Source organism: Variovorax cryoconiti, assembly GCF_051216395.1.
Taxonomy (GTDB): domain Bacteria; phylum Pseudomonadota; class Gammaproteobacteria; order Burkholderiales; family Burkholderiaceae_C; genus Variovorax.
This window is the reverse complement of the sequence record NZ_JBPJZI010000001.1, coordinates 479,855-505,918: the sequence shown is the minus strand read 5'-3', so window position 1 is coordinate 505,918 and position 26,064 is coordinate 479,855. Positions and strand designations below refer to the sequence as shown.

Genomic DNA, 26,064 nt, shown 5'->3' with positions numbered 1-26,064 from the left:
AACGCGCTGCAGCCGGGACGCCTGCAACGCGGGGCACATTTTAAGGCCTCGGCATGCTCTCGCCTTCTTCGGCCCGCGCGCCCTTGGCACGCCGCAGGTTGCTCTTCAAGCGCTCCGGCACGCGCTCGTCGAAGCCCAGCGCGACGCGGCGCACCTCGGGCGTGTCGGTCGGCGCATGGCCCACGCCCAGCGCGCTGGCGCGCGGCGCATCGATGGCCACCACCGTGCCTTCGACCCGGCCGATGCCGGTGATCTCGCAGGCCACCACGTCGCCCGCATCGACCGAGCGCGAGTGGCACGGCGTGCCCATCAGGATCACGTCGCCGGGCATGAGCGTGATGTGGCGTGCGATGTCGGCGATCACATAGTGCGGCCCCCAGATCGTCTCCTCGCCGATGGCAGCCTCCTGCACGACCAGGCCGTTGACCGTGGTGCGCAAGGTCTGCGCGAACAGGTCGACGCCGCGCACGATGCCGGGGCCGATGGGCAGCAGCGTGTCGGCGCCCTTCACGCGCAACATCGAGCCCTGGTCGGTGTCGCGAAAGTCCTGCAGGCCCATGTCGAGTGCAGGGCAGAAGCCCTCGATGAAGTCCCAGGCCTCGTCGGGCGTCACGTTGCGGCACGTTTTTCCGATGACCACCGCGTACTCGCCCTCGTAATTGAGGTATTTCACGTCGGCCGGCTTCAGGATCTGTCCGCCGTGGCCGTTGAGTGCCGTCGGCGGCTTGGTGAAGTAGGTCGGTGTCTCGCTCGGCTTGGGTTGGTTGCGCGTCTCGTGGCTGCGCGAGCTGTACGAGATGTGCACCGCGATGATCTTGCTGGGCGACACCGGCGGCAGGTAGGCCAGCCCCTCCGCGTCGAGCAGCCGTCCGTCATCGAGCCGCAGCTGACCGGCGTCGGCGCCCTCCTCCACCACCGTGCCCCAGAAGGCGCTGCCGCCCACCAGCACGCGGCGGCGCTCGACGCGCGGGCCGCGCATCACGGCCGGCAGTTCGTTGAAGGGAAATTCGAAGTTCATGGTCATTCTCAGGACAGCGGCGTGAAGCCGGTGGATTTGATGGTGGGTCCCCAGAAGTCGTGATCCGCCTTCAGGCGTCGACCCAGTTCCTCCGGGCTGCTGCCGACGGGGTGGATCGCGTAGGCGGCGAATTTCTCGACCAGATCGGCCTGCAGCAGCGCCTCCCGCACGGCGGTGCTCAGGCGATCGACGACCGGCGCCGGGGTTCTGGCCGGGGCGAACATGCCGATCCATTCACTGACCTGAATGGTGCCGATGCCCTGCTCCGCAAAGGTCGGGACCTGCGGCGAGAAGCGCGAGCGCTGGCGGCCCGATGTGGCGAGCAAGCGCAGCTTGCCGTCGTGCAGGTAGGCGGCGAACTGGCCTTCGGTGGCGATCATGGCGGGCACCTGTCCGCCGAGCGTGTCTTTCACACCGGGCGGGCCGCCGGCATAGGCGATCGCTTCGAGCTTCAGGCCGCTGGCGCGCGCCAGCAGGAGCGTCAGGAAATGCGGCAGCGAGCCTTCGCCGGGATTGCCCACGCTCGCCCTGTCGGGGTTCGCCTTGAACCAGCTCAGCAGGTCCGGCAGCGTCTTGACCGATTCAGGCACGGCCGGCCCCACCGCGATGCCGTGCACGAACTCGCAGATGGTGCTGACCGGCATCAGGTCGCGGAACGGGTCGTAGTTCAGCTTGCCGTACACGTGCGGGTACATCGACACCACCGAGGACGGCGTGACCAGCACGGCCGAGCCGTCTGCCGGCGCGGCCTTCACCGTGTCCATGATGAGGCGACCCGCCGCACCCGGTTTCGATTCGACGACCACGGCCTTGGCCGTGTCGGGCACCAGCTTCTGGCCCAGGCCACGGGTCACCAGGTCACCCGCGCCCCCTGGCGGATAGCCGAACATGATCTTCAAGAGGGGAACGGCCTCGTGCGCAGGCGCGGCGCCTGCAGGCCAGGCCAATGTCGCGAGCGCTGCGCATGCAAGGGTGCGCATCGCCTGCCGGCGGTCGGGATCTGTCATCGTTGTCTCCTTGTGGTTACGAGGAATCGCGAGCGGATCAATGCAGCGGTCGATCGGCCTCCAGGTCCATGGCCGCGACCGCGTCGCGTGCGTCCTGCGGCTGTCGCCCCGTGAGCCGTTCGAAATCGGGGCTCAGTGCGCTCATGAAGCCCTCGCGCATCGCCCGCACGTAGGCCAGGCGCCGCAAAATCATGTCCGGGGCCAGCGAGATCGCCTGCAGTTCGGCCTGGTAGGCGCTGTCGTCGATGGCCTCGTAACGCAGCGGCGACCCCAGCTTGGCGCCGACGATGCGCGCCAGATCGTGGAAGGACAGAAGTCGGGGGCCTCCGAGGCGGTAGGCACCGGTGTCGTGACCCTCGCCGACCAGGGCTTGCGCGGCGGCAAAGGCCAGGTCGTCGCGCGCGATGAAAGGCAGGCGGGCATCGCCAGCGGCCATGCGGAACACGGGGCCCTGTTTGGCCGCATGGGCCATGCGAAGCACGGCGTTGTCCAGATAGGGCCCATTGCGGAGAAACGTCCACTGGCAGCCCGTCCGTGCGATGGCTTCCTCGGTGCTGCGGTGAACCTTGGCCACCCGCGACGGCGAGGCCGGCGCGACATCGTAGAAGCTGGTGTACACGATGCGGCGCACGCCGGCCTGGGCCGCCGCCTGCACGGCGCGCGCTTGCACCGCTTCGCGCCAGTCGTCTTCGCCTTCGATCGACACCAGCAGCAGCGTGTCCAGCCCCTCGAAGGCACGCGCGAGGTCTTCGGTCGGCCCGCCGAAGTCGGCGCTGCGGAATTCATCGGCCCATGCCGCCAGGGCGCTCGGCGGTGCGGGGGATCGTGTGAGGGCCCGAATCTGCATGCCGTCCGGCCGGATCCGATTCAGATGGGCCAGCACCCGTTGCCCGAGCTGGCCCGCCGCGCCGGTGACGCCGACCGTCTGGCGCTGGGGTGCGCCCGTCATGAGGCCACCGCCCGGCTCGCCAGGCGCTGCGTGTCGAACCAGACGTGGATGTTCCCGGTGCCGCGTGCGTTCTCGTACGCGGACAGCGGCTCGCCCGCCAGGCGACAAGCCGCGCCGCCCATCGCGCCGAGCATCTGCAGGTAGTGCGCGCCAAACGCTTCCCAGGGCCTGCGCCGGTAGTCGCCCTCCCAGCGTTCGAGGATCAGATCGTGCCGACCTTGCTTCATCAGGTCGATGGCCTGCTTGTCGCTCTCGATGTTCTCAGGCCGCGACACGTTGCTCTCGTGAAAGATGCGCGGATGGTTCGGCTTCCAGTCGATGCCATTGAACTTGTGGCTCAGCGCACCCGACGCAATGAGCAGCACGCGCAGATCGCTGCGCGCGATGGCCTCGCCGATCGCTTCGCCCGATGCCAGGAAGTGCGGCCACTCGCAGTTCTGGCACGAGCTGACGGTGACGACGGGCATCGCCGGCTCTTCGAAACCCAGGTGCTTCACGAGGTTGATGGTCGGGTACTGCCGGCCGAGGTCGGGATGCGAGATCGCGCGGTTGTAGCCGCCACGTTCGCGCGACACCGTCTCGATGGCCTTCGCCAGCGCCGGATACCCGTGGTAGTCGTAAGGCACGCCATGCAGGTACCACGGCATCTCGTCGGAGGTGTACATGCCGCTGTAGTGCCGGCCGGCATCGACCAGGTGGTAGCCGGTGGTGAACCAGTGCGTGTCGAAGATGACGACGACATCCGGCTTCGCCTCGGCGATCTTCGCGCGCAGTCGGGCATAGCCGGCGATCAGGTCCGAGTCCTCGCCTGCGCCCTGGAGGCGGCGGAACTCCTCGCACTGCATCAGGCCGGGGTGGTGCGACACCAGGGCGGCGCCGACGATCTGTCCCATGTTTCTTCTCCTTGATGGATGAACTCAGCGGTGGCTGAAGCTGGCCTTGAAGGGCTTCTTCGGCACCACGACGTCCTTGACGTCGCAGAAGAATTCGAAGCTCCAGTCGCCGCCCTCGCGCCCGATGCCGCTGCGCTTGATGCCGCCGAAGGGCGCGGCCAGGTCGCGGATGCCGAAGCTGTTGACCCAGATGAAGCCGGTGCGCACGCGCTGCGCGACGGCGGTGGCGTGCGACGTCTCGCCGTAGCAGACGCCGCCCAAGCCGTAGTCGGTGCCGTTGGCCAGCGCGATGGCCTCGTCGTCATCGGCGAAGGTCTGCAGCGTGAGCACCGGGCCGAAGATTTCGTTCTGCACGATCTCGTCGCTCTGCTTCAGGCCGGTGAGCATCGTGGGCTGGTAGTACTGCGCGCCGAAGCCGTGCTTCGCGCCGCCCCACAGCAGCGTCGCGCCGCCGGCCACGGCGCGGTCGACGAAGCCGGCCACGCGCTCGACCTGGCGCGGATGGATGATCGGGCCGACCTCGGTCGCGGCGTCGCGCGGGTCGCCGACGGTCAGCTTCTCGACGTAACCACGCATCGCGGCGACGAAGGCCTCGGCCACCTTTGCATGCACCAGGAAGCGCGTGCCCGCCAGGCAGACCTGGCCGGCGTTGCGGTACATCAGCGCGCCGGTCGCGGCCGCGGCATCCAGGTCGGCGTCTTCCAGCACGATGAACGGGCTCTTGCCACCGAGCTCGAGGCTGCAGGGCACGAGGTTCGCGCCCGCCGCCTGCGCGATGGCCTTGGCCGTCGGCACCGAGCCGGTGAAGGACACGCGGGCGATGCGTGCATCGGCCACCAGTGCCGCACCGGTGCGCGCGCCGGTGCCCTGCACCACGTTGAACACGCCGGGCGGCAGGCCGGCCGCATGCGCCGCGTCGGCCAGCAGCGAGCAGGTCAGCGGCGCCCATTCCGGCGGCTTCAGGATGCAGGTGTTGCCGGCCGCCAGCGCGGGACCGAGCTTCCAGGTCGACAGCATCAGCGGCGCGTTCCACGGCGTGATGATCACGACCACGCCGGCCGGGTCGTGCCGCACGATGTGGTGCGCCTGCTCGGTGTCGATGGGCCGGTCCTGCAGCGTCAGCGCGTGTTGCGCGAACCACGCGATGTTGAGCATGGCGCGCGGCACCACGCCGTGACGCATGCGCGAGAGCAGCACGCCGGCGTCGTTGCTCTCCAGCGCGCAGAAGGCGTCGGCGCGCTTGCCGATCTCTTCGGCGAAACGGTCGAGCAACGGCTGGCGCTCGGCCGCGCTCATCGCGCTCCAGGCCGGGAAGGCCTTCTGCGCGGCGACGATGGCGGCTTCGACATGCTCGGCCGTGCCTTCGGCGATGCGGCCCAGCACGCGCTGGTCGATCGGGCTCTGCAGCTCGAAGTGCTGGTCCGACGGCACGCGGCGGCCGTCGATGTAATGGTCGGGGGACACGGCGATGCCGGCCACGTCGAGGGTTGTCATGGGTGCACCTTCCAAACGATCAGACGAAGCGGACGGAGATCGAGCCCAGCGGGCCGTAGTCCGCATGGAAGACATCGCCGGCCGCGCACGGCACCGGCCGCGTGAACGAACCGCCGAGCACGATCTCGCCAGCCGCCAGTCCCTGGTCGAAAGCCGCGAGCTTGTTGGCGAGCCAGGCCACGCCGTTGCCCGGATGGTTGAGCACCGCGGCGCCCAGGCCCGATTCCTCGATCACCCCGTTCTTGAACAGCAGCGCACCGGCCCAGCGCCAGTCGACCGCGTCGGGCTTCATCGGCCGGCCGCCCATCACGATGGCCGCGTTGGCCGCGTTGTCGGCGATGGTGTCGAGCACCTTGCGCGGCGCCTTGGTCTCGCGGTCGAACTGCGCGATGCGCGCGTCGATCAGTTCCAGCGCGGGCACCACGTAGTCGGTCGCGTTCAGCACGTCGAACAGCGTCACGTTCGGCCCCTTGAGCGGCCTGGCGAGGATGAAGGCGAACTCGGTCTCGAAGCGCGGCACGATGAAGCGCGCGGCCTCCACCTCGGCGCCGTCGCGCAGCAGCATGTCGTCGAGCAGCGTGCCGTAGTCGGGCTCGGTGATCTGCGACGCGAGCTGCATGGCGCGCGAGGTCAGGCCGATCTTGTGGCCGATGACGCGGCGGCCCTCGGCCAGGCACAGCTTCATCCACTCGGCCTGGATGGCGTAGCTGTCGGCGATGGTCATCGCGGGATGGCGCAACGAGAAATGGCCGAGCTGCACGCGGGTGCGCTGCGCTTCGTGCAGTTCGCGCGCCAGCGCGGCGTGGGTCGACGCGTCAAGCATGGTGTGTCTCCTGTTGTCGTGGGCCCGCTCACCGGGCCGGGCGCCAGTGTCGAACGCCGCCGGTGCAGCAACAAGCAATGCTTTTGGAGCCATTGCCAAGCAGCGATTGATAATCGCGTCATGTCCCTGTCCCGCGTCAGCCTGCGCCAGCTCGAAGCCCTCGCCCGCGTGGCGGAACTGCACAGCTTCAGCGCCGCCGCCGAGCGCCTGGGCCTCACGGCGCAGGCGGTGAGCCAGTTGGTGGCCGAACTCGAATCGATCCTCGGCTTCCGCGTGTTCGACCGCACCACGCGGCGCGTCGCGCTGTCCGCGGCCGGTCGCGACTTCCTGCCTTCGGCCGAGACGGTGCTGCGCCATCTCGACGCCGCCGAGCGCGCGGCCGACGACGTGCGCCACCGCGCGGCCGGCGTGGTGCGCATCGGTGCGCCGCTCGCGCTGGCCAGCACCGCCCTGCCCGCCGCCATCCGCGACTACGCGGCCGAGCGGCCCAAGGTCGTGATCCGCATCCGCGACCTGCCGGTGGACCAGCTGGTCGACAGCGTGGCCGCCGGCGACGTCGACCTGGCCGTCGGGCCCGACCGCCCCGTCGGCGCTGGCGTTCAGAGCCGCCCGCTCTTCGACAGCCCCTGGGTGCTGTGGTGCCCGCCCGAGCACGCTCTGGCCAAGCGCAAGGTCGTGCGCTGGAAGGACCTGCGCGACCAGCCGCTGGTGGCCGCCGGCCACGACCATGAACGCAGCGTGGCGCAGATGCGGCTCACGGTGCCGGAGGGTTCGCGCGTCGGCCCGGTCGATGTGGTCGACAACCTCACGACCGCGATGGGGATCGCGGCGCAAGGCCTCGCTGCCACGTTGGCACCGGCCTATGTGCAGGTGCTGGCACGCCACTTCGGGCTGGTGATGCGGCGCGTGGTCGAGCCCGAGGCGATCCGCTCCGTCTGCCTGTACCAGGCGCAGGGCCGGCACCTGTCGCCGGCCGCGGAGGGCTTCGGCGAGCACCTGGCGACCTGGCTGCCGCGCTGGCATGCCAAGGTGGCTGCGAGCAAGGCGCCGCGCTGAAGCATTCGGTTGCGTGCCCGCCGCGAGATGCTGGCAACCTCTGTGGCAACTGAAAGGAAGTAACACATGCACCAAGCAACCGCACGCACCCATGCACGAGGGCTGCTGCTCGTCGCCTGCGCACTGGCCGGCAACGCCGCCGCTCAGGACAGCGACAACTGCGAAGCCATCCGCGCGCAGATCGAATCGAAGATCGCTGCGTCGGGCGTCATCGGCTTCAGCGTCACGGTCGTGGACGCCAACGCGAACACCAGCGGCCAGGTGGTCGGCAGCTGCGCGCTGGGCACGCGCAAGATCGTCTACACGCGACCGAGCTCGGCTGGCGCTGACAACGCCGCAGCACCAGCGCGACCCCGCGGGTCCGCCATGCTCACCGAGTGCAAGGACGGTAGCGCGCCGGTCGGCGGCACCTGCAAGCCTTGAGATTTGCGAGGCGCTGCTAGGCTCGCGGAACATCGCCTCCGGGAACCGCCTTGCTCATCTGCCAACTCTCCGACCTGCACATCCGCCCCGCGGGCCAGCGCTACAAGGGCGTGGCCGACTCGAACCGCATGCTCGGCGACGCCATCCGGCATGTGCATGCGCTCGACGTGCGCCCCGACCTGGTGGTGCTGACCGGCGACCTCGTCGACCATGGGCACCCCGACGAATACGCCCACGCCCACGCGTTGCTGGCGGACCTGACGGTCCCCTACCTCGTCATGCCCGGCAACCACGACGACCGCGCCCCCCTGCGCGCGGCCTTCGCCGACCACGCCTACCTGCCGGCGACCGGCCCGCTGCACTACTGCATCGACACGCACCCCGTGCGACTCATCGCGCTCGATTCGACCGTGCCCGGCCAGCACCACGGCGCGCTCGATGCGGCGGGCCTGGCCTGGCTGAAGGCGACGCTCGCGCAGGACATGGCCAAGCCTACCGTCGTGATGCTGCACCACCCGCCCTTCGTCTCCGGCATTCCGTACATGGACGCGTACCGCTTGCTCGACGCGGCGCCGCTGGCCGAGGTCATCGGCGCCTTCCGCCACATCGAGGCCGTGCTGTGCGGCCATGTGCACCGGCCGATGTTCCGACGCTGGGCCGGCACCGTGGTCTGCGCCTGCCCAAGCACCACCACCGAGATCGCGCTGCGCCTCGCGCCCGAGGCGAAGCCGGCATCCTTCATGGGACCGCCCGCCTGCATGCTGCACCGCTGGGACCCGACCGAGGGCCTGGTGAGCCACCTCAGCTACATCGGCGACTTCGAAGGCCCTTACGACTTCTACTGAGCGTGCCGGGCGCTCTCAGCCGTCGGCCTCGCCCTTCTTCACCAGGAACTCCACCATCTTGGCCGCCGCCGGCTGCAGGTTGTCGGCCTCGCGGTAGCAGATCGCGAAGCGCCGCCGTGCCCAGGTCTCATTGAGCGGGATCACCTTGACCGACCCCGCCGGCACGTAGGCCAGGCTGACCTGCCGCGGGATCACGCTGATGCCGAGGTTGGCCGACACCACGCGCAGCGCCGCATCGAAGTTGGAGACGACGACCCGGTAGCTCAACGTGCGGCCCACGCGCGCGGCGGCACGGTGCAGCATCGTGTGCACCGCGGTGGCGGGCGGCAGGCCGACATGCTCGTAGTCGAGCGTCTGCTCGAAGCGCAGCGTGCGCTTGCGCGCGAGCGGATGGTCGGCGTGCACGGCCACGGCCAGCTCGTCGCGGCGGTAGGGCCGGTGCTGCAGGCCCTCGAAGCCAATGCTGTCCCAGCACACGCCGAGCGACGCGCTGCCCTCGCGCACCATGCGCACCAGGTCGCGCGAGAAGCGTTCTTCGATGTCGACCTTGATGTCGCGGTGCGCCGGCTCGCGCATGAAGGCGGCCACGTCGTCGAGCAGCGATTCGGCAATGGCCGACGCGCTCGCCACCAGTCGCACCTGCCCGCGAATGCCGCCGGCGAAGGCTGCGACGTCGGATTCGATGCGCGCCAGGGTGAAGAGCAGCGTGCGTGCGTGCTCCAGCAATGCGACGCCGGCCGGTGTGGGCACCACCCCCCGCCGCCCGCGCACCAGCAGTGGCGCGCCGAGCTGCTGCTCGAGCTGCGCGATGCGCTTGCTGATGGCCGAGGGCTCGATGTGCTCCTGCGCCGCAGCCTGCTTGATGTTGCCGTGGTCGCAGACGGCCACCAGCAGCCGCAGCGTCTTCAGGTCGAGGTCGTGCATGGAACAGGCTCCGATTCAGGGATTCCGATCTGGAACTTTTCATGTTCCGATTTACCACTGGATCATGCCATCGGGAATTCCTATAGTTCATCGCAAACCAGGAGACAAGACGATGAATGGATTGCCAGCACGCGCGGTCGTGCGAGAGGTGGGTTTGCGCGACGGCCTGCAGAGCATCGCCACGGTGCTGTCCACCGAACGCAAGTTCGAGTGGCTGCGCGACGCGGTCGCGGCCGGGCAGCGCGAGATCGAAGTCGGCTCCTTCGTGCCGGCGCGCCTCTTGCCCCAGATGGCCGACACCGCCGAGGTGCTGGCCTATGCCAAGACGCTGCCGGGCCTCGTCGCCTCGGTGCTGGTGCCCAACCTGAAGGGCGCCGAACGCGCGCTCGAAGGCGACGCCGACCTGATGATCCTGCCGCTGTCGGCCAGCCACGCCCACAGCCTGGCCAACCTTCGCAAGACGCCCGACGAGGTGGTGGCTGAACTGGCCCGCATCCGCGCGGCGCGCGACGCCTCGGGCCGCAAGACGCTGATCGAAGGCGGCGTGGGCACGGCCTTCGGCTGCACGCTGCAGGGCGCGGTCGAGCCCGCCGAAGTGCTGCGGTTGATGCAGGCGCTGCTCGACGCCGGCGCCGACCGCGTGAGCCTGGCCGACACGGTGGGCTACGCCGACCCGCTCTCCGTCAGCCGCCTGTTCGAGCAGGCGTTGAAGATCGCCGGCGATCGCTTCTGCTGCGGCCACTTCCACGACACGCGCGGCCTGGCGCTGGCCAACGTGCTGGCCGCCGCGCAACTGGGCGTCGCGCGCTTCGACGCCTCGCTCGCCGGCATCGGCGGCTGCCCGCACGCGCCCGGCGCCAGCGGCAACGCGTCGACCGAAGACCTCGGCTTCATGCTGGGCGCGATGGGCATCGACACCGGCCTCGACATGGACGCGCTGCTCGCGCTGCGCGCCAAGGTGGCCGGCTGGCTCGCCGCCGAACAGACGAACGGCGCCCTGTGGCGTGCCGGCCTGCCCAAGACCTTCCCACGCGCCACGGCGCACTGACACCGAACCGAAAGCCTCTCCGCATGAACACCGCATCGACCGCCACCGGCCTGCCGCTCGAAGGCGTGCGCGTCATCGAATTCACCCACATGGTCATGGGCCCGACCTGCGGGATGATCCTGGCCGACCTCGGCGCCGAGGTCATCAAGATCGAGCCGCCCGGCGGGGACAAGACGCGCACGCTGCCGGGTCTGGGCATCGGCTTCTTCCGCAGCTTCAATCGCAACAAGAAGAGCGTGGTGCTCGACATCAACACCCCCGACGGCCACGCCACGGCGGTCGAGCTGATCGGCCAGTGCGACGTGATGCTGGAGAACTTCCGCCCCGGCCTCATGACCAAGCTGGGGCTGGACTACGAGACGCTGTCGACAACCCATCCGGGCCTCATCTACGTGTCGCACAAGGGATTCCTGCCGGGCCCTTACGAACACCGCACGGCGCTCGACGAGGTGGTGCAGATGATGGGTGGCCTGTCGTACATGACCGGGCCGGCCGGCCGGCCGCTGCGTGCGGGCACCAGCGTGAACGACATCATGGGCGGCATGTTCGGTGCCATCGGCGTGCTGGCCGCGCTGCGCGAACGCGAGCGCACCGGCCGCGGCCAGGAGATCCAGAGCGCGCTGTTCGAGAACTGCGTGTTCCTCTCGGCGCAGCATGTGCAGCAGTTCCTGATGACGGGCGAGCCGGCGCCGCCGATGCCGTCACGCGTGTCGGCCTGGAGCGTGTACGACGTGTTCACCCTGGCCGAAGGCGAACAGCTGTTCATCGGCGCCGTCAGCGACAAGCAGTTCCAGACGCTGTGCCGCGTGATCGACCGGCCCGACCTCGCCACCGACCCGGCCCTGGCCACCAACGCGCAGCGCGTGGCGGTGCGGCCCGAGCTGCTGCGCCACCTGGGCGAGACGATGGCGCATCGCGGCATCGCCGAACTCTCGACCCAACTCGAAGCGGCCGGCCTGCCCTACGCGCCGATCACACGCCCCGACCAGCTGGTCGACGACCCGCACCTGCTGGCCAGCGGCGGCCTGGCACCGATGCAGGCCGAGGACGGCACCGACACGCAGGTGGTGCTGCTGCCCCTGCTGATGGGCGGCCGCCGGCCGGGTGTGCGGCAAGCGCTGGCGAAGATCGGTGAACACACCGACGAAGTGCTGGCCGGCCTGCCCGGGCGCTGACAGCGATCCTTTTCCCTACCCCCAAAAATGACGGAGACAAAACACATGACCTCATCCCTTGCACGCCGCACCCTGCTGACCCTGGCGGCCGCGGCACTCTGCGGCGCCACCGGCCTGGCCGGTGCACAGAGCACGTCGACGCCGCTGCGCGTCATCCTCCCCGTGGGCGCCGGTTCCGGCGTCGACACCATCATGCGGTCGGCGCAGGTCGCGCTGTCGAGGGCGCTGGGTGGCCAGCCGGTGGTGATCGAGAACCTGCCGGGCGCCGGCGGCATCAACGGCACGCAGGCGGTCGTCAAAGCGGCACCCGACGGCAACACCGTCGGCGTCGTGTCGAACAACCACGCGGTGAACCCGAGCGTCTTCAAGAAGATGCCCTACGACGGCATCACCGACCTCACGCCGATCAGCGTGATCGGCGGCTCGCCCTTCGTGCTGGTGGTCAACCCGGAGAAGGTGCCAGCCAAGAATGCGAAGGAACTGCAGGCCTTCCTGAAGGCCAAGCCCGGCGGCTACAACTACGGCTCGTCGGGCAACGGCACCATCATCCACCTCGCGGGGGAGATGTACATGGAAGCGGCCGGCGTGGAGGTGCGCCACATCCCGTACAAGGGCATGGGCCCGATGCTGGCCGACATCATCGGCGGCCAGGTCGAGATCGGCGTGGGCGCGGTGCCTGCCGTGCAGGGCCACCTGAAGGCCGGCACACTGCGCGCCATCGGCGTCATGGGCAAGCAGCGCGTGGCCTCGCTGCCCGACGTGCCGACCATCGCCGAGCAGGGCTTCCCGTCGGTCGATGTCGAAGGCTGGTTCGCCCTGGTCGGCCCGGCCAAGCTGCCGGCCGCGCAGGTCAAGCGACTGCACGACGCGATCGTCGTCGCCTTCAACGACCCCGAGGTCAAGGCGGCGATGGCCAAGCAGGACAACTTCATCCACCCGAGCACGCCCGAGGCCGCGCTGAAGTTCTTCAAGTCCGAGCAGGCGCGCTATGGCGAGCTGGTGAAGAAGGCGAACGTGCAGGTCGAGTGACCTGGGCCGAACTCAGGCGGCGAAACGCGCGAAGGTGTCGTTGAGGCGGTCGAGGTAGCGCGCCTTGGCGGCGTCATCGATGAAGCTGCCCTCGAAGCTGTTGGCCGCCAGCTGCCACGCGTGCCGCGCCGTCAGGCCTGTGGCCGCGAAGGTCTGCAGGAAGTTCTCGTTCATGTAGCCGCCGAAGTAGGCCGGGTCGTCGGAGTTGACGGTGGCGACCAAGCCGGCGTCGAGCAAGGTCTTCAGGTTGTGTTCCTTCAAATCGGGGAACACGCAGAGCTTGAGGTTCGACAGCGGGCAGACGGTGAGCGGGATGCGGTCTTTCGCGAGGCGCGCCATCAGCGCCGGGTCCTTGGCGCTTTGCACGCCGTGGTCGACGCGTTCCACCTTCAGCACGTCCAGCGCGCTCCACACGTAGGCGGGTGGGCCCTCTTCGCCGGCATGCGCCACGAGATGCAGGCCAAGTTCGCGGCAGCGCGCGAACACCTTCGCGAACTTCTCGGGCGGATGGCCGAGCTCGCTCGAATCGAGGCCGACGCCGATGAATTGGTCCCGATACGGCAACGCCTGTTCGAGCGTCTCGAAGGCCTCTTCCTCGCTGAGGTGGCGCAGGAAGCACAGGATGAGCGCCGCGCTCACGCCCAGCGTCGCTTCGGCATCGACGCAGGCGCGGTGCAGGCCGTCGATCACCACCTTGACGTCGACGCCGCGCGCGGTGTGCGTCTGCGGGTCGAAGAACATCTCGGTGCGCACCACGTTGTCGGCCGCAGCACGCTCCAGGTAGGCCCAGGCCATGTCGTAGAAGTCCTGCTCCTTGCGCAGCACGCTGGCGCCGGCGTAGTAGATGTCGAGAAAGCTCTGCAGGTTGGTGAAGGCGTAGGCCTGGCGCAGCTCCTCCACGCTGGCATAGGGGATGGCCACGCCGTTGCGCTGCGCCAGCGCGAAAATGAGCTCGGGTTCGAGCGAGCCTTCGATGTGCATGTGCAGTTCGGCCTTGGGCATGGCGCACAGCAGCGCGGGCAGCCGTTCGGCGGGAATATTGAAATCGTGGGCGGTCATGACGGGACTGTAAATCCATCGCCCCGAGCGCGCGAGTGTCAGCGCGGGGTTACATGACATTCATCTGCCGTCCATCTTCGGCAGCGAGAATCACGACACCCATGAACACCTGGAACCTGAAGCTGTTCGACCTCATCGCCGGCGGCCACCAACCCGACGGCCTGGTGCTGCGTGTTGCATCGCTGCTGGCGGAAGGCTCGACCTGGCTGTGCGCCGCGCTCATCCTGGCAGCCGTATGGATGCAGCCGGCCGTGCGCGCACGCATCGCGCTGGTGTTCATCGTCGCAGCGCTTGCATCGCTGGTATCGCGCGAACTGGCCACCGCCATCGATGCGCCACGTCCATTCATGCTGGGGCTCAGCCCCGAGCACATTTCGCACGGCGCACGCGCCGGCCTGCCCAGCACCCACGCATCGGTGATGTTCACCGTCGCCTTCATGCTCATCGCCGACCTGCGGCTGCGCGCGATCGGTCTCGCGGTGCTCGCCATGGCGGTTGCGACAGCCTGGGCCCGCGTCTACGTCGGGGTGCATTTCCCGGTCGACGTGGCCGCGGGCGCGCTGCTTGGAGCCTGCTTCGCCGGCGCCGCGCACGCAGCCATCGCCGGCGTGGACCGCTTGCGTGCACGCGCCGAACCGCAGCTCACCCGGCTCACCCAGGTGCTGGCGGGCCCCGGCCTCGGCCTCTGGCTGCTGGGCGGCTTCGCCGTTGTCGCGGTGGGCGTCGGCTTAAACATGCCCTTGACGATCGGGCCCGGCCTTCTCCTGGAAGGCGGCGCGGTCGAGAACGGCACGCTCGCGCTCTATGTCATCGCCGCGCTGCTGGTGCTGAAGATGCGGCCGCCGGCCTGGTCGTGGCGCGACGCGGGCGCATTGAGCATCGTGCTGCTCGCCCTGGCGGCGCGCGAGGCCCATCTGCACGTGGCGCTTTTCGACTTCGGCATCCTGAAGACGCGCGCCTACAGCGGCGGGATGCTGCCGCAGGTCCTGGTGGTCCTCGCCGCGCTGGGCACCATCGGCGTGGCGGCCATCTGGCTGGCCCGGCGGCTGTGGGGCGTTTGGCGAAGCGCGCTGCTGCGGCGGCGCTGGCGCCCCGCGGCGCGAACGGTGGTGGCCTTCGGCGTCGCCCTGCTGACAGCCGGATCGCTCGACCATCTGCAAGCCATGCTCGCCGAGGGCAACGTCTTGCCCTCCGTGCCGGCGACCCTGCGCTACCTGATGCTGAGCATGGAAGAGGTGCTCGAACTTGCCCTGCCGGTGCTGGCGGTGCTCGGCCTGCTGCAGTTGCAGGTGGGCCGGTACCCGACCTGGTTCCGCCGCCATGCCGACGGCCTCGATCGGCGCGCGACCCGACTCGCCTAACATCGGCGCTGCGCCGTCCGCCCGGGCGGCTCCCCTTCCGCCGCTCCCCACACGTTCGCCCACGCCGGGCGGACGCTTCTTCGACGTTTTCCCCCATGGCACTGACCCGCCTTCGCGCCGAATGGGCGCCGAGCATTCCTCGCGAGCTGATGGCCGGCGCCGTCGCCACCTTCGCGCTCATCCCCGAAGTCATCGCCTTCTCGTTCGTGGCGGGTGTGGACCCGTCGGTCGGGCTGTTCGCGTCCTTCGTGATCAGCCTCGTGATCGCCTTCACCGGCGGCCGGCCGGCCATGATCTCGGCGGCGGCCGGCTCGGTCGCGCTGGTGGCCGCGCCGCTGGTACATGCGCATGGCCTGCCCTACCTGCTGGCAGCCGGCGTGCTGGCGGGGCTGGTGCAGGTGCTGTTCGGCCTGCTGCGGCTGGGTGTGCTGATGCGCTTCGTCTCGTCGTCGGTGCGCACCGGCTTCGTCAACGCATTGGCCATCCTGATCTTCGCGGCGCAGATGCCGCACCTGGTCGGCGCGAACGGCGCCACCTGGAGCATGCTGGCGCTGGGTCTCGCGATCATCTACGGGCTGCCGCGCATCACGTCGGCGGTGCCCTCGCCGCTCGTCTGCATCGTGGTGCTGACGGTGATCGCGTCGTGGTTCGGTCTGCCGCTGAAGACCGTGGCCGATCTCGGCACGCTGCCCGACGCCCTGCCGGTGTTCGCGTGGCTGGACGTGCCCTTCACCCTCGACACCCTGCGCCTCATCGCCCTGCCGGCGCTGGCGATCGCGATGGTCGGCCTGCTCGAATCGATGATGACCGCCAGCGTGGTCGACGAACTCACCGACACGCCCAGCGCGAAGAACCGCGAATGCAGCGGCCTGGGGCTGGCCAACATCGCGGCCAGCCTGTTCGGCGGCATCGCCGGCTGCGGAATGATCGGCCAGACGGTGAGCAACGTGCGCTACGGCGGCCGCGGCCGGTTGTCGACGTTGTTCGCCGGCGTCTTCCTGCTGATCCTGATGGTGCTGCTCAAGCCCTGGGTGTCGCAGGTGCCCGTGGCCGCGCTGGTCGCGATCATGGTGATGGTGTCGGCCTCGACTTTCGACTGGGGGTCGCTGCGCAGCGTGGTGCGCCATCCCCGCCTGTCGAGCGCCGTGATGCTGGCCACGGTCGCGGTCACTGTCGCGACCGACAACCTGGCCGCCGGCGTGGCCATCGGCGTGATGCTCAGCGGCGTGTTCTTCACCTTCAAGGTGTCGCGCCTGCTCGCCGTGCATGCGGAAGACGACCTGGCCACCGGCATGCGGATCTACCGCGTGGCCGGCCAGGTATTTTTCGCATCGGCCGATGTGTTCGTCGACGCCTTCGACACCCTCGACACCGAGAACCGCCCCGTGCGCATCGACCTGACGCGGGCGCACCTCTGGGACGTGACCGCCGTCGCGGCGCTCGACAAGGTGGTGCAGCGGCTGCAGAAGCACGGAAGCACGGTCGAGGTGATCGGGCTCAACGACGCGAGCGCGGTGCTGGTCGATCGGCTGGGCCTGCAGAAATAGCGGGGCGTCCGGCGCGCGCCGACAGCGCGAGCCACAGCAGCTCGGCCCCTGCTCAAGCCGGCGATTCGCCGGGCGCCACCGAAGCCCCCTGGATGCCATGCCGCGCGAGTGCGTCCGCGACGAAACCCGTGGCCTTCATGTCTTCCACGAAGGCGCAAAGCGCGACGGCCGCCTCGCTGCCCCGTGACTTCGGCAGCCCCATCGCCTGCTGGATCACCATGAAGCGACCCGGCAGCAACCGCAGGCCCGCGTGCTTCTGCGCATCGGCTTCGAGTTGCTGCCTGACGCCGGCGGCCACGTCGAGCGCCTGTTCGAGAAAGGTCTGCACCACGGTGGGCGAACTCGGCGCCCGCACGATCTGCGCGTGCTTCAGTTCACGCGTGAGGTACAGGTCGTAGGCGCTGCCCTTGCCGACCGCGATGCGATGGCCCGCGCGGTCGACCTCTTCGTTGGCCTTCAGGGGCGAGTCGTCACGCACCAGGTAGCTGCCTTCGATAAGCACATAGGCCTGCGTGAAGGCGATCTGCGCGCCTCGGACCGGGTCGATCGCGAAGAAGCCGATGTCCGCCTTTTCTTCGGCGACCGCCTCGACCGATTGGCCTGCCGTGTCGAACACGACCAGCTCGAGGCCGACACCCAGCCGCTCGGCGAAGGCGCGGGCCAGATCGACCGAGACGCCGCCCGGCGCGCCCGACGTCTTGTCCGTGTTCGCCAGGATCGGGTTGCCCAGGTTGATGGAGGCGCGCAGCACACCGTGCGGTGCCAAGGCATGGAGAACAGCAGGGTCGAGGGTCATGGCGGTTCCTGGTCAGGTGGTGAGAATGCAGCGATCGTCTCGGCTTGCGCAGCTTAGTGGACCGAAGCCAAAACCAAAAAACCGCCCGAAGGCGGTTTCTGGGAGCGCGGTGCGCCTTACTTCTTGTCGCCGCCCGGCACCTTGCCTTCGACGCCCTTGACGTAGAAGTTCACGCCCGAGAGGAACTTGTCGTCGGCCACGGCGCCGGCAGCGATCAGCTCCTTGCCGTCCTGACCGACGATCGGGCCCTTCCAGATGGAATACGAGCCGTCCTTCAGGCCGGCCTTGACGGTCTCGACCTTGGTCTTGATGTCGGCCGGCACGTCGTCGGCGATCGACACGATGTCGATGGCGCCTTCCTTCACGCCCCACCAGCTCGAGCCGGTCGCCCATTTGCCCTCGAGCGCGTCCTTGGTGGCCTTGATGTAGTACGGGCCCCAGTTGATGACGGCCGAGGCCAGGTGGGCCTTCGGGCCGTAGGCCGTCATGTCCGAATCCCAGCCGAAGGCGCGCTTGCCCTTCTCTTGTGCCGTCTTGAGCACGGCCGGCGAGTCGGTGTTCTGGAACAGCACGTCGGCGCCGCCGTTGATCAGCGCGGTGGCCGCTTCGGTTTCCTTCGGCGGGCTGAACCATTCGTTCACCCACACCACCTTGGTCGTGATCTTCGGATTGACCGACTGCGCACCCAGCGTGAAGCTGTTGATGTTGCGCAGCACTTCGGGGATCGGCACCGAGCCGACGACACCCAGCGTGTTCGACTTGGTCATCGAGCCCGCGATGATGCCGGCCATGTACGCGCCTTCGTAGGTGCGGCTGTCGTAGGTGCGCAGGTTCTCGGCCGTTTTGTAGCCGGTGGCGTGCTCGAACTTGATCTCCTTGTTGTCCACGGCGACCTTGAGCATCGGCTCCATGTAGCCGAAGGTGGTGCCGAAGACCAGCTTGTTGCCTTGCTGAACCAGGTCGCGGAACACGCGCTCGGCGTCGGCCGATTCGGGCACGCTTTCGACGAAGGTGGTCTTGACCTTGTCGCCGAATTCCTTCTCGAGTGCCTTGCGGCCATTGTCGTGCGCGAAGGACCAGCCACCGTCGCCCACCGGGCCGACGTAGGCGAATGCGATGTTCAGCGGTGCGGCCGGCGCGGGCGCCGCAGCGGCAGCCGGTGCGGGGGCAGGCGCTGCAGCAGGTGCCGCCGCCTCTTCCTTCTTGCCGCAGCCGATGAGGGCGGCGGAGGCGACGGCCGTGAGGGCAGCCAGCTTGAGCAGGGAGCGCTTGTTCAAATCATTCATTGTCGAGATCCTCGATAGGTTGGCGGAAAAATCAAGAGCGATGGCGGTGGTCGATACCGGCGCAGCCGAAGCGCGAACACCGCGGAACCGGCTTTGCCGGGCCGCTGGTGTTGCCCCTTGAGGGGGGCTCGGCTACACGAAGTGAGCCGATTCGGGGTGGACTTATTATGAGCCGGGGTAAAAGGGTTTTCCAATGGACGCCGGCATGTTGATGCGGATGAACGCGGGGTTGCGCGAGATCAAGGCCAGCACCACGATCGGCGCGATGTACTGCAGCATGCTCAGGAACTGGCTGGGCACGTCGACGCCGGTGCTCTGCAGATGGAAGCCCAGCATCGACACGCCGCCGAACAGGTAGGCGCCCAGCAGCACGCGCACCGGCCGCCAGGTGGCGAAGGTGGTCAATGCCAGCGCGATCCAGCCGCGGCCGGCCACCATGCCTTCGACCCACAGTGGCGTGTAGACCGTCGACAGGTAGGCGCCCGACAGGCCGCACAGCGCACCGCCCGCCACCACCGCCATGAAGCGGATGCGACGCACCGGGTAGCCCAGCGCATGCGCGGATTCGGGCGACTCGCCCACCGAGCGCAGCACCAGGCCGGCCCTCGTGCGGTACAGGAACCAGATGAGGCCGATGGTCAGCGCGACCGCGAAATACACCATCGGGTGATGCCGGAAGAAGGCCGGGCCGACAAGCGGAATGTCGGCCAGCACCGGGATCGCGTACGACACGCTCTCGGGCAGCTTGGCCTGCACGAAGTTGATGCCGACGAAGGCCGAGAAGCCCACGCCGAAGAGGCTGAGCGCCAGCCCGGTCGCGTACTGGTTGGTGTTCAGCCAGATCACCAGCACGCCAAAGATGGCCGCCAGCACGGCACCGGCCGCCATGCCGGCCAGGAAGCCGAGCCAGGGGTTGCGGGTGACCACCACCGTCGCGAAGCCGGCGATGGCGGCGCACAGCATCATGCCCTCGGCACCGAGGTTGACGATGCCGGCCTTCTCGTTGATGAGCAGGCCGAGCGCGGCGATGGCGAGCACCGTGCCGGCGCTGAGCGCCGAACCGATGAGCAATGCGTACGAGTCCATCAGACGGTCCCCTCGGAGGTGCGCGTTGCCGGCGCAGTCAACGGCGTGCTGGCCTGCAGCGACGACGTGCTCGCCACGGCGGACACGGCCTTGGCGGCGGTCTTGCGGCGGATGCGGTAGGCGATCAGCGTGTCGCAGGCCAGCAGCGAGAACAGCAGCAGCCCCTGGAACACGCCGGTCAGCGACTTGGGCAGGCCCAGGCGCGACTGCGCGAGTTCGCCGCCGATGTAGAACATGCTCATCAGGATGGCCGAGAAGATCATGCCCACCGGATGCAGGCGACCGACGAAGGCCACGATGATGGCCGCGAAGCCGTAGCCGGCCGGCACATAGGGCGTGAGCTGGCCGATGGGGCCGGCCACTTCGAGCGCGCCCGCCAGGCCGGCCGCGCCGCCCGAGGTGAGCAGCGCGATCCACACCGCGCGCCGCGACGAGAAGCCCGCATAACGCGCGGCCGCCGGCGCGAGGCCGCCGACCTGCTGTGCGAAACCAGCCCGCGTGCGGAACAGGAAGATCCACAGCACGCCCGCCCCCACCAGCGCGATGACCAGGCCGATGCTCACCCGCGAACCCTTCATGAGCCGCGGGATCTGCGTGACCGCGTCGAAGTTCTTGGTCTGCGGAAAGTTGTAGCCCATCGGGTCCTTCCACGGCCCGAACACCAGGTAGCCCAGCAGCAGCGTCGCGACGTACACCAGCATCAGGCTCACGAGAATCTCGTTGGCGTTGAAGGTGTCCCGCAGGAAGGCGACGATCCCCGCCCACACCATGCCGCCGAGGATGCCGGCCATCAGGATGGGCAGCACGATCCACGGCCCGGTGCCCTTGTCGGCCAGCAGCGCGACACCGCCGGCCGCGATGGCGCCCATCACGAACTGCCCTTCGGCGCCGATGTTCCACACATTGGAGCGGAAGCACACCGCCAGGCCGAGCGCGATGATGAGCAGCGGCGTGGCCTTGACCATCAGTTCGCCGAGCGCGTAGCCGCTCTTGATCGGCTCCCAGAAGAAGACCAGCAAGCCCTTGACCGGGTCCTTGCCGAGCAGCGCGAACAGCGCGACGCCGATCAGCACCGTGATGACCAGCGCGAGGATCGGCGAGCCGTAGCTCCAGAAGCGCGACAGCTGCGGGCGGGGTTCAAGCTTAAGCATGGGCCATCTCCTTGGCCGCAGTGCTCGGTGCATCCCACAGCCCGCTCATCCATTCGCCGATCTGCGGCACGGTCGCGGCGGCGCGGTCGACCGAGGGCGACAGGCGCCCCTTGGCGATCACGTACAGCCGGTCGCTGATCTCGAACAGCTCGTCGAGCTCCTCGCTCACCACCAGCACCGCGCATCCGGCATCGCGCAGCGCGAGGATCTCGTTGCGGATGAGCGCCGCCGCACCCACGTCCACGCCCCAGGTCGGCTGCGAGACGATGAAGAGCTTGGGGTTGGCATCGATCTCGCGGCCGACGATGAACTTCTGCAGGTTGCCGCCCGACAACGAACGCGCCGCCGACTGCGGCCCGCCGGCCTTCACGTTGAAGCGGCGGATGATCTCGCCCGCATGCTGGGCGAGCTGCCCGGTGCGGATCCAGCCGCCGGCGCCGACCGCGTTGCTGCGCGTCAGCAGCATGTTGTGCGCCAGCCCGAGCGTCGGCACCGCGCCGCGGCCCAGCCGCTCTTCCGGCACGAAGTGCACGCCCAGCGCGCGGCGCTTGCGCGGGCGAAAGCGCGCCGCCGCCTGGCCGAAGACCTCGATCATCGCGGGCTCGGCGCGCGTGTCTTCGCCCGACAGCGCATAGAGCAGTTCCTTCTGGCCATTGCCCGAGACGCCGGCGATGCCGACGACCTCGCCGGCGCGCACGTCGAGCGACACCGCGTCGAGGTCCACGCCGAACTGGTCTTCGCGCGCCAGCGTCAGCGCCTTGACGCGCAGCGCGACGGCGCCCGCCTTCAGTTCGCGGTGCTGGAGCGGCGGCGGCTCGGCCCCGATCATCAGGCGCGACAGCGATTCGTTGGTCTCGTTCTGCGGGTTGCACACGCCCGTGACCTTGCCGCCGCGCAGCACGGTGCAGGCGGTGCACAGTTCGCGGATCTCGTGCAGCTTGTGGCTGATGTAGAGGATGCTGCAGCCTTCCGACGCCAGCTTCTTCAGCACCACGAAGAGCTTGGTGACCGCCTGCGGCGTCAGCACCGAGGTCGGCTCGTCGAGGATCAGCAGTTGCGGGTCGGTGAGCAGCGCGCGGATGATCTCCACCCGCTGCATCTCGCCGACCGACAACGTGTGCACCGGGCGCGAGGGATCGATGTCGAGCCCGTACTCGCTCGCCTTGGCCGTGATGCGCCGCGTGACCTCGGCCAACGCCAGGCTCTTGTCGAGCCCGAGCCAGACGTTCTCGGCCACGGTCAGCGTGTCGAACAGGCTGAAGTGCTGGAACACCATGCTGATGCCCAGTGCGCGCGCCTCCTGCGGGTTGCGCACGTTCACCGCCTGGCCGTTGAACATCACGCTGCCCTCGTCGGGCTTGACCGAGCCGTAGATGATCTTCATCAGCGTCGACTTGCCGGCGCCGTTCTCGCCGAGCACGGCATGCGTTTCGCCCGGCTGGACGATCAGCGACACGTCGCTGTTCGCCACCACCGCCGGGTAGCGCTTGGTGATGTGCGCGAGTTGGAGTCGTGGGATTGTCATTCGATCGATCTCAGTGGATGTCCTGGGCGGCACCGGCCGGCGTGCGCAGCGACGCCGCCACCGACTTGATGCGGTCACGCAGCCAGCGCGCCGAACTCGACGCATGGGTGCGCTCGTGCCACAGCTGGTAGTACATGAGGCGCGGAAAGTCGACGGGACACGGCAGCACCTTCACCGGCAGCCGGTCGGTGAAGCGCTCGCAGTACTGGCGGCCGGTGGTCAGCACCAGCAGGCTCGATGCCACCATGTCCGGGATCAGGCCGAAATGCGCGCAGCGCACCGTGATGTTGCGCTGCAGGCTCTGGGCGTCGAGCATCTGGTCGATGATGCCGCGCGCGCCCGGGTGCAGCGGCGTCGGCGCGATGTGCTCGGCGGCCAGCCAGGTATCGGCGTCCCAGCCGCGGCGCACCGCCGGGTGGTCGGCACTCACCAGCGACACGATCTCGTCGCCGAAGAGCCGCGCCATGTGCAACTCTTCGGGCGGCTTGAGCCAGTTGCCGATGACCAGGTCGATGTGGCCGAGCGACAGGTGCGCCTGGTAGTTGGAATCGGGCGACAGCGGATGGATCTCGATGCGGCACCCCGGCGCCTGCGCCTTCACCTGCGTCACGAACATCGGCAGGAAGAGCGGGTCGAGATAGTCGCTGGCGGCAATGCGGAAGGTGTTGGTGGCGGTCTGCGGGTCGAAGCCGCGCGCGTCGCTGAACAGCACCTCGGCCGAGCGCAGGATGCTGGCGGTGGGCTCGATCATCCGCAGCGCCGCGTCGGTCGGCACCATGCCCGAGCCGGAGCGCACCAGCAGCGGGTCGCCTGAGAGTTCACGCAGCCGCTTGAGCGCCGACGATACCGCCGGCTGGTACATGCCCAGGCGGATGGCGGCGCGCGAGACGCTGCGTTCGGTCAGCACGGTATGAAGAACCCGGATGAGGTGAAGATCGATCTTGTCGAAGAGGGCTTGGTCACGCATGAAATGGCTCCCCCCCAGGCTTCGCGCACTTCGTGTCGCTTCGCCAACCCCCTACCGGGGGCGATGCCAGCGGCCCGGCAAAGCCGGTTCCGCGGCATCTCGCGACAAGAGGAACAAGGCGAAGCATGGCGGGGTGGGCAGGCACCAGCAAAGTCTAAGTGCTGCCTATGCCTGCACCGCGGTGATCGCGTTCAGGATCGCTTCGCTGGTCGCGGGTGCGCGCAGCGGTGGATCGACCCGGTGACCACCGACCGCCGACACCGCGTCGCGGATCGCGAAGAACACCGAGAACGGCAGCAGCAAGGGCGGCTCGCCGACCGCCTTGCTGCGGTGAATGGAGTCCTCGAAGTTCGGTCCCTCGAAGAGCTTCACGTTGAACACCGGCGGACAGTCGTTGGCCGTCGGGATCTTGTACGTGCTCGGCGCGTGCGTGGTCAGCTTGCCGCTTTGCGGATGCCACACCAGCTCTTCGGTGGTGAGCCAGCCCATGCCCTGGATGAAGGCGCCTTCGACCTGCCCGATGTCGATGGCCGGGTTCAACGACTTGCCGGCGTCGTGAAGGATGTCGGCGCGCAGCAGCTTCCATTCGCCGGTGAGCGTGTCGACGACGACCTCGCTCACCGCCGCACCATAGGCGTAGTAATAGAACGGACGGCCCTTGAGGGTGTCGCGGTCCCAGCTGAGCCCAGGCGTCGAATAGAAGCCGTCGGACCACAGCTGCACGCGGTCGAGGTAAGCCTCGCCCACCACCGTGGCGAAGCTCAGGGTGCGGCCTGCCACTTCGACCTTGTCGTTGGCGAAGCGCACGTCGGCCGCATCGCCGCCATGGCGCGCGGCAGCGCAGGCCGCAAGGCGCTCGCGGATGCGGCGGGCGGCATCCTGCGCGGCCTTGCCGTTCAGGTCGGCGCCGGTCGACGCGGCCGTGGCCGAGGTGTTCGCGACCTTGGTCGTGTCGGTGGCCGTGGCCCGCACGCATTCGAAGCTCACACCGAGTTCATGCGCCACCACTTGGGCGACCTTGGTGTTCAGGCCCTGGCCCATCTCGGTGCCGCCGTGGTTCACCAGCACCGAACCGTCGTTGTAGACATGCACCAGCGCGCCCGCCTGGTTGAAGTGCGGCACGTTGAAGGAGATGCCGAACTTCAGCGGCGCCAGGGCGATGCCGCGCTTGAGCACCGGGCTCTGGGCGTTGTAGGTCGCGATGGCGTCGCGGCGCGCTTTGTAGTCGCTGCTGGCCTCGAGTTCACCGACCAGCTCGTGCACGATGTTGTCGGTCACCACCTGCGCGTAGGGTGTGACGTTGCGCTCGTTCTTGCCGTAGAAGTTGATGCGCCGCACCTCGAGCGGGTCGCGCCCCAGCCGGCGCGCCACCGTGTCGAGGATGTTCTCCACCGCGATCGCGCCCTGCGGCCCGCCGAAGCCTCGGAAGGCCGTGTTGCTCTGCGTGTGGGTCTTGCCCGAGTAGCCGTGCATCGACACCTCGGGCAGCCAGTAGGCGTTGTCGAAGTGGCACAGCGCGCGGGTCATCACCGGCCCCGACAGGTCGGCCGAATGGCCGGCGCGCGACACCATCGTGATCTCGGCGCCGAGCAGGCGACCTTCGTCGTCGTAGCCGACCTCGTAGTCGTACCAGAAGCAGTGGCGCCGGCCGGTGATCAGGAAGTCGTCGTCGCGGTCCAGCCGCAGCTTGACCGGGCGCTTGAGCTTGTTCGCGGCCACGGCCGCCACGCAGGCGAACAGGCCCGACTGCGATTCCTTGCCGCCGAACCCGCCCCCCATGCGCCGGCATTCGACATGCACCTCGTTGGCGTTGAGGTGCAACGCGTGCGACACCAGGTGCTGCATCTCGGTCGGGTGCTGGGTCGAGCAGTGCACATGCATGCCGCCGCCCTCCTTCGGGATGGCGTAGCTGATCTGGCCTTCCAGGTAGAACTGCTCCTGGCCGCCGACCTCCAGCGTGTCCTTCAGGCGGTGCGGCGCGGCGGCGATGGCGGCGCGCACCGCCGCCTGCTCGTCGCCGTCGGGCGCGCTCGCGCTGCGCAGCAGGTGCATCGGCGGCATCACGTACTGGCCCTTGGCATGCGCGTCCTGCGGGGTCAGCACCGGCGGCGCGGCCTCGATCGTCAGCACATCCTTGGCGCGCGCCGCGACGCGGCGGGCCACCTCGCGGGTCTGCGCGATGACGGCGAACACCGGCTGGCCGAGGTAGCGGATCTCGCCGCTGCAGAGGATCGGGTCGTCATGGACGATCGAACCGCAGTCGTTGCTGCCCGGGATGTCCTCGGCCGACAGCACCGCCACCACGCCGGGCAGGGCGCGCAGCACGTCGAGGTCCATGCCCTTCAGCCGGCCGTTGGCCACCGGCGACAGGCCCAGCGCGCAATGCAGCGTGCCGCGCAGCTCGGGGATGTCGTCGATGTAGGTGGCCTCGCCCGCCACGTGCAACGCCGCCGATTCATGGGGCCGGCTGATGCCGACGCGGGCGCCACCGTCCTGCGCCTTGGCCTCGGCGCCGCGGTCGATGCGCGCGGCGAGGTTGGCCTGGTAGTCGGCGAAGAGTTCGGTCGGCTGGAGAAGCTGGACGTCGATGGGTTTGTTCATC

At 68.9% G+C, this 26,064-nt stretch carries 23 protein-coding genes; 8 read left to right on the top strand and 15 right to left on the bottom strand.

The annotated features are described in order from the left end of the window. Positions 1 to 40: 40 nt before the first annotated feature. Genes ACSFA2_RS02515 through hpaH form a run of 6 tightly spaced genes read right to left on the bottom strand, consistent with a single transcriptional unit; the run spans position 41 to position 6,184 of the window. Positions 41 to 1,018 (bottom strand): fumarylacetoacetate hydrolase family protein, encoded by a 978-nt coding sequence (locus ACSFA2_RS02515; protein ID WP_435453730.1) that lies wholly within the window; start codon positions 1,016 to 1,018, stop codon positions 41 to 43. An 8-nt stretch (positions 1,019 to 1,026) separates the two neighbouring features. Then, on the bottom strand, positions 1,027 to 2,025 hold the full coding sequence (locus ACSFA2_RS02510) for a tripartite tricarboxylate transporter substrate-binding protein (RefSeq protein ID WP_435453729.1): 999 nt from the start codon (positions 2,023 to 2,025) through the stop codon (positions 1,027 to 1,029). Positions 2,026 to 2,062: 37 nt separating this feature from the next. Further along, positions 2,063 to 2,974: an NAD(P)H-binding protein gene (locus tag ACSFA2_RS02505; protein ID WP_435453728.1), complete on the bottom strand. Its 912-nt coding sequence runs from the start codon at positions 2,972 to 2,974 to the stop codon at positions 2,063 to 2,065. Then, positions 2,971 to 3,867: a DODA-type extradiol aromatic ring-opening family dioxygenase gene (locus tag ACSFA2_RS02500; RefSeq protein WP_435453727.1), complete on the bottom strand. Its 897-nt coding sequence runs from the start codon at positions 3,865 to 3,867 to the stop codon at positions 2,971 to 2,973. Before ACSFA2_RS02500 ends, ACSFA2_RS02505 begins: the two co-directional genes overlap by 4 nt. 24 nt (positions 3,868 to 3,891) lie before the next feature. Beyond that, the gene (locus ACSFA2_RS02495) at positions 3,892 to 5,361 is read right to left on the bottom strand and encodes an aldehyde dehydrogenase family protein (protein WP_435453726.1); all 1,470 of its coding nucleotides are present in this window, start codon (positions 5,359 to 5,361) and stop codon (positions 3,892 to 3,894) included. Between the two features lie 19 nt (positions 5,362 to 5,380). After that, entirely contained in the window at positions 5,381 to 6,184 is an 804-nt protein-coding gene (gene hpaH / locus ACSFA2_RS02490; RefSeq protein WP_435453725.1) for a 2-oxo-hept-4-ene-1,7-dioate hydratase, read from the bottom strand. 120 nt (positions 6,185 to 6,304) lie between these two features. Here hpaH and ACSFA2_RS02485 point away from each other — a divergent pair, with 120 nt between their 5' ends. The 3 genes from ACSFA2_RS02485 to ACSFA2_RS02475 all read left to right on the top strand — a co-directional run bounded on the left by ACSFA2_RS02485 (position 6,305) and on the right by ACSFA2_RS02475 (position 8,508). Then, the gene (locus tag ACSFA2_RS02485) at positions 6,305 to 7,240 is read left to right on the top strand and encodes a LysR family transcriptional regulator (RefSeq protein ID WP_435453724.1); all 936 of its coding nucleotides are present in this window, start codon (positions 6,305 to 6,307) and stop codon (positions 7,238 to 7,240) included. A gap of 66 nt (positions 7,241 to 7,306) precedes the next feature. Next, positions 7,307 to 7,663 carry a DUF1161 domain-containing protein gene (locus tag ACSFA2_RS02480; protein WP_435453723.1) on the top strand — a complete coding sequence of 119 codons (357 nt, stop codon included), beginning with the start codon at positions 7,307 to 7,309 and terminating at the stop codon, positions 7,661 to 7,663. Positions 7,664 to 7,713: 50 nt separating this feature from the next. After that, a complete protein-coding gene (locus ACSFA2_RS02475; RefSeq protein WP_435453722.1) occupies positions 7,714 to 8,508 on the top strand; it encodes a phosphodiesterase in 795 nt (264 codons plus the stop codon). Between the two features lie 15 nt (positions 8,509 to 8,523). Here the strand turns inward: ACSFA2_RS02475 and ACSFA2_RS02470 are convergent, their stop codons facing one another. Next, positions 8,524 to 9,432: a LysR family transcriptional regulator gene (locus ACSFA2_RS02470; RefSeq protein ID WP_435453721.1), complete on the bottom strand. Its 909-nt coding sequence runs from the start codon at positions 9,430 to 9,432 to the stop codon at positions 8,524 to 8,526. A 112-nt stretch (positions 9,433 to 9,544) separates the two neighbouring features. Between ACSFA2_RS02470 and ACSFA2_RS02465 the strand changes: the two genes are divergently transcribed. From ACSFA2_RS02465 to ACSFA2_RS02455, 3 genes are read left to right on the top strand one after another with little or no spacing between them, the layout of a single operon-like run. Then, positions 9,545 to 10,480, top strand: coding sequence for a hydroxymethylglutaryl-CoA lyase (locus ACSFA2_RS02465; RefSeq protein WP_435453720.1), 936 nt, complete (start codon positions 9,545 to 9,547; stop codon positions 10,478 to 10,480). A 23-nt stretch (positions 10,481 to 10,503) separates the two neighbouring features. Further along, positions 10,504 to 11,655, top strand: coding sequence for a CaiB/BaiF CoA transferase family protein (locus ACSFA2_RS02460; protein WP_435453719.1), 1,152 nt, complete (start codon positions 10,504 to 10,506; stop codon positions 11,653 to 11,655). 45 nt (positions 11,656 to 11,700) lie between these two features. Next, positions 11,701 to 12,684 (top strand): tripartite tricarboxylate transporter substrate binding protein, encoded by a 984-nt coding sequence (locus tag ACSFA2_RS02455; RefSeq protein WP_435453718.1) that lies wholly within the window; start codon positions 11,701 to 11,703, stop codon positions 12,682 to 12,684. A 12-nt stretch (positions 12,685 to 12,696) separates the two neighbouring features. On the opposite strand, the gene ACSFA2_RS02450 is transcribed toward ACSFA2_RS02455, so the two are convergent. Further along, positions 12,697 to 13,743: an adenosine deaminase gene (locus ACSFA2_RS02450; RefSeq protein ID WP_435453717.1), complete on the bottom strand. Its 1,047-nt coding sequence runs from the start codon at positions 13,741 to 13,743 to the stop codon at positions 12,697 to 12,699. Positions 13,744 to 13,844: 101 nt separating this feature from the next. Here ACSFA2_RS02450 and ACSFA2_RS02445 point away from each other — a divergent pair, with 101 nt between their 5' ends. Then, entirely contained in the window at positions 13,845 to 15,104 is a 1,260-nt protein-coding gene (locus ACSFA2_RS02445; protein ID WP_435453716.1) for a phosphatase PAP2 family protein, read from the top strand. 95 nt (positions 15,105 to 15,199) lie between these two features. Then, positions 15,200 to 16,651: a SulP family inorganic anion transporter gene (locus ACSFA2_RS02440; protein ID WP_435453715.1), complete on the top strand. Its 1,452-nt coding sequence runs from the start codon at positions 15,200 to 15,202 to the stop codon at positions 16,649 to 16,651. A 52-nt stretch (positions 16,652 to 16,703) separates the two neighbouring features. On the opposite strand, the gene ACSFA2_RS02435 is transcribed toward ACSFA2_RS02440, so the two are convergent. The 7 genes from ACSFA2_RS02435 to xdhB form a co-directional block, all read right to left on the bottom strand. Further along, complete coding sequence (locus ACSFA2_RS02435; RefSeq protein WP_435453714.1) at positions 16,704 to 17,447, bottom strand: ABC transporter substrate-binding protein; 744 nt, start codon at positions 17,445 to 17,447, stop codon at positions 16,704 to 16,706. A gap of 116 nt (positions 17,448 to 17,563) precedes the next feature. Beyond that, positions 17,564 to 18,733, bottom strand: a complete 1,170-nt coding sequence (locus ACSFA2_RS02430) for a BMP family ABC transporter substrate-binding protein (RefSeq protein WP_435453713.1) — start codon at positions 18,731 to 18,733, stop codon at positions 17,564 to 17,566. 165 nt (positions 18,734 to 18,898) lie between these two features. After that, positions 18,899 to 19,819 carry an ABC transporter permease gene (locus tag ACSFA2_RS02425; protein ID WP_435453712.1) on the bottom strand — a complete coding sequence of 307 codons (921 nt, stop codon included), beginning with the start codon at positions 19,817 to 19,819 and terminating at the stop codon, positions 18,899 to 18,901. Continuing rightward, positions 19,819 to 20,970: an ABC transporter permease gene (locus ACSFA2_RS02420; protein WP_435453711.1), complete on the bottom strand. Its 1,152-nt coding sequence runs from the start codon at positions 20,968 to 20,970 to the stop codon at positions 19,819 to 19,821. Before ACSFA2_RS02420 ends, ACSFA2_RS02425 begins: the two co-directional genes overlap by 1 nt. Next, positions 20,963 to 22,495, bottom strand: a complete 1,533-nt coding sequence (locus ACSFA2_RS02415) for an ABC transporter ATP-binding protein (protein WP_435453710.1) — start codon at positions 22,493 to 22,495, stop codon at positions 20,963 to 20,965. The genes ACSFA2_RS02420 and ACSFA2_RS02415 overlap by 8 nt, the downstream gene beginning before the upstream one ends. Before the next feature lie 10 nt (positions 22,496 to 22,505). Continuing rightward, positions 22,506 to 23,462, bottom strand: coding sequence for a LysR family transcriptional regulator (locus ACSFA2_RS02410; protein WP_435453709.1), 957 nt, complete (start codon positions 23,460 to 23,462; stop codon positions 22,506 to 22,508). A gap of 165 nt (positions 23,463 to 23,627) precedes the next feature. Beyond that, positions 23,628 to 26,063, bottom strand: coding sequence for a xanthine dehydrogenase molybdopterin binding subunit (xdhB, locus tag ACSFA2_RS02405; protein WP_435453708.1), 2,436 nt, complete (start codon positions 26,061 to 26,063; stop codon positions 23,628 to 23,630). Position 26,064 lies beyond the last annotated feature (1 nt).

Excerpts from the sequence above, each read along its gene's own strand:
- ACSFA2_RS02430 (WP_435453713.1), bottom strand. The coding sequence starts at position 18,733 with ATGAATGATTTGAACAAGCGCTCCCTGCTCAAGCTGGCTGCCCTCACG.
- ACSFA2_RS02455 (WP_435453718.1), top strand. The coding sequence starts at position 11,701 with ATGACCTCATCCCTTGCACGCCGCACCCTGCTGACCCTGGCGGCCGCG.
- ACSFA2_RS02435 (WP_435453714.1), bottom strand. The coding sequence starts at position 17,447 with ATGACCCTCGACCCTGCTGTTCTCCATGCCTTGGCACCGCACGGTGTG.
- ACSFA2_RS02495 (WP_435453726.1), bottom strand. The coding sequence starts at position 5,361 with ATGACAACCCTCGACGTGGCCGGCATCGCCGTGTCCCCCGACCATTAC.
- ACSFA2_RS02410 (WP_435453709.1), bottom strand. The coding sequence starts at position 23,462 with ATGCGTGACCAAGCCCTCTTCGACAAGATCGATCTTCACCTCATCCGG.
- ACSFA2_RS02425 (WP_435453712.1), bottom strand. The coding sequence starts at position 19,819 with ATGGACTCGTACGCATTGCTCATCGGTTCGGCGCTCAGCGCCGGCACG.
- ACSFA2_RS02500 (WP_435453727.1), bottom strand. The coding sequence starts at position 3,867 with ATGGGACAGATCGTCGGCGCCGCCCTGGTGTCGCACCACCCCGGCCTG.
- xdhB (WP_435453708.1), bottom strand. The coding sequence starts at position 26,063 with ATGAACAAACCCATCGACGTCCAGCTTCTCCAGCCGACCGAACTCTTC.
- ACSFA2_RS02510 (WP_435453729.1), bottom strand. The coding sequence starts at position 2,025 with ATGACAGATCCCGACCGCCGGCAGGCGATGCGCACCCTTGCATGCGCA.
- ACSFA2_RS02415 (WP_435453710.1), bottom strand. The coding sequence starts at position 22,495 with ATGACAATCCCACGACTCCAACTCGCGCACATCACCAAGCGCTACCCG.
- ACSFA2_RS02420 (WP_435453711.1), bottom strand. The coding sequence starts at position 20,970 with ATGCTTAAGCTTGAACCCCGCCCGCAGCTGTCGCGCTTCTGGAGCTAC.
- ACSFA2_RS02450 (WP_435453717.1), bottom strand. The coding sequence starts at position 13,743 with ATGACCGCCCACGATTTCAATATTCCCGCCGAACGGCTGCCCGCGCTG.
- ACSFA2_RS02485 (WP_435453724.1), top strand. The coding sequence starts at position 6,305 with ATGTCCCTGTCCCGCGTCAGCCTGCGCCAGCTCGAAGCCCTCGCCCGC.
- ACSFA2_RS02470 (WP_435453721.1), bottom strand. The coding sequence starts at position 9,432 with ATGCACGACCTCGACCTGAAGACGCTGCGGCTGCTGGTGGCCGTCTGC.
- ACSFA2_RS02515 (WP_435453730.1), bottom strand. The coding sequence starts at position 1,018 with ATGAACTTCGAATTTCCCTTCAACGAACTGCCGGCCGTGATGCGCGGC.
- ACSFA2_RS02460 (WP_435453719.1), top strand. The coding sequence starts at position 10,504 with ATGAACACCGCATCGACCGCCACCGGCCTGCCGCTCGAAGGCGTGCGC.
- hpaH (WP_435453725.1), bottom strand. The coding sequence starts at position 6,184 with ATGCTTGACGCGTCGACCCACGCCGCGCTGGCGCGCGAACTGCACGAA.
- ACSFA2_RS02505 (WP_435453728.1), bottom strand. The coding sequence starts at position 2,974 with ATGACGGGCGCACCCCAGCGCCAGACGGTCGGCGTCACCGGCGCGGCG.
- ACSFA2_RS02480 (WP_435453723.1), top strand. The coding sequence starts at position 7,307 with ATGCACCAAGCAACCGCACGCACCCATGCACGAGGGCTGCTGCTCGTC.
- ACSFA2_RS02440 (WP_435453715.1), top strand. The coding sequence starts at position 15,200 with ATGGCACTGACCCGCCTTCGCGCCGAATGGGCGCCGAGCATTCCTCGC.
- ACSFA2_RS02465 (WP_435453720.1), top strand. The coding sequence starts at position 9,545 with ATGAATGGATTGCCAGCACGCGCGGTCGTGCGAGAGGTGGGTTTGCGC.
- ACSFA2_RS02445 (WP_435453716.1), top strand. The coding sequence starts at position 13,845 with ATGAACACCTGGAACCTGAAGCTGTTCGACCTCATCGCCGGCGGCCAC.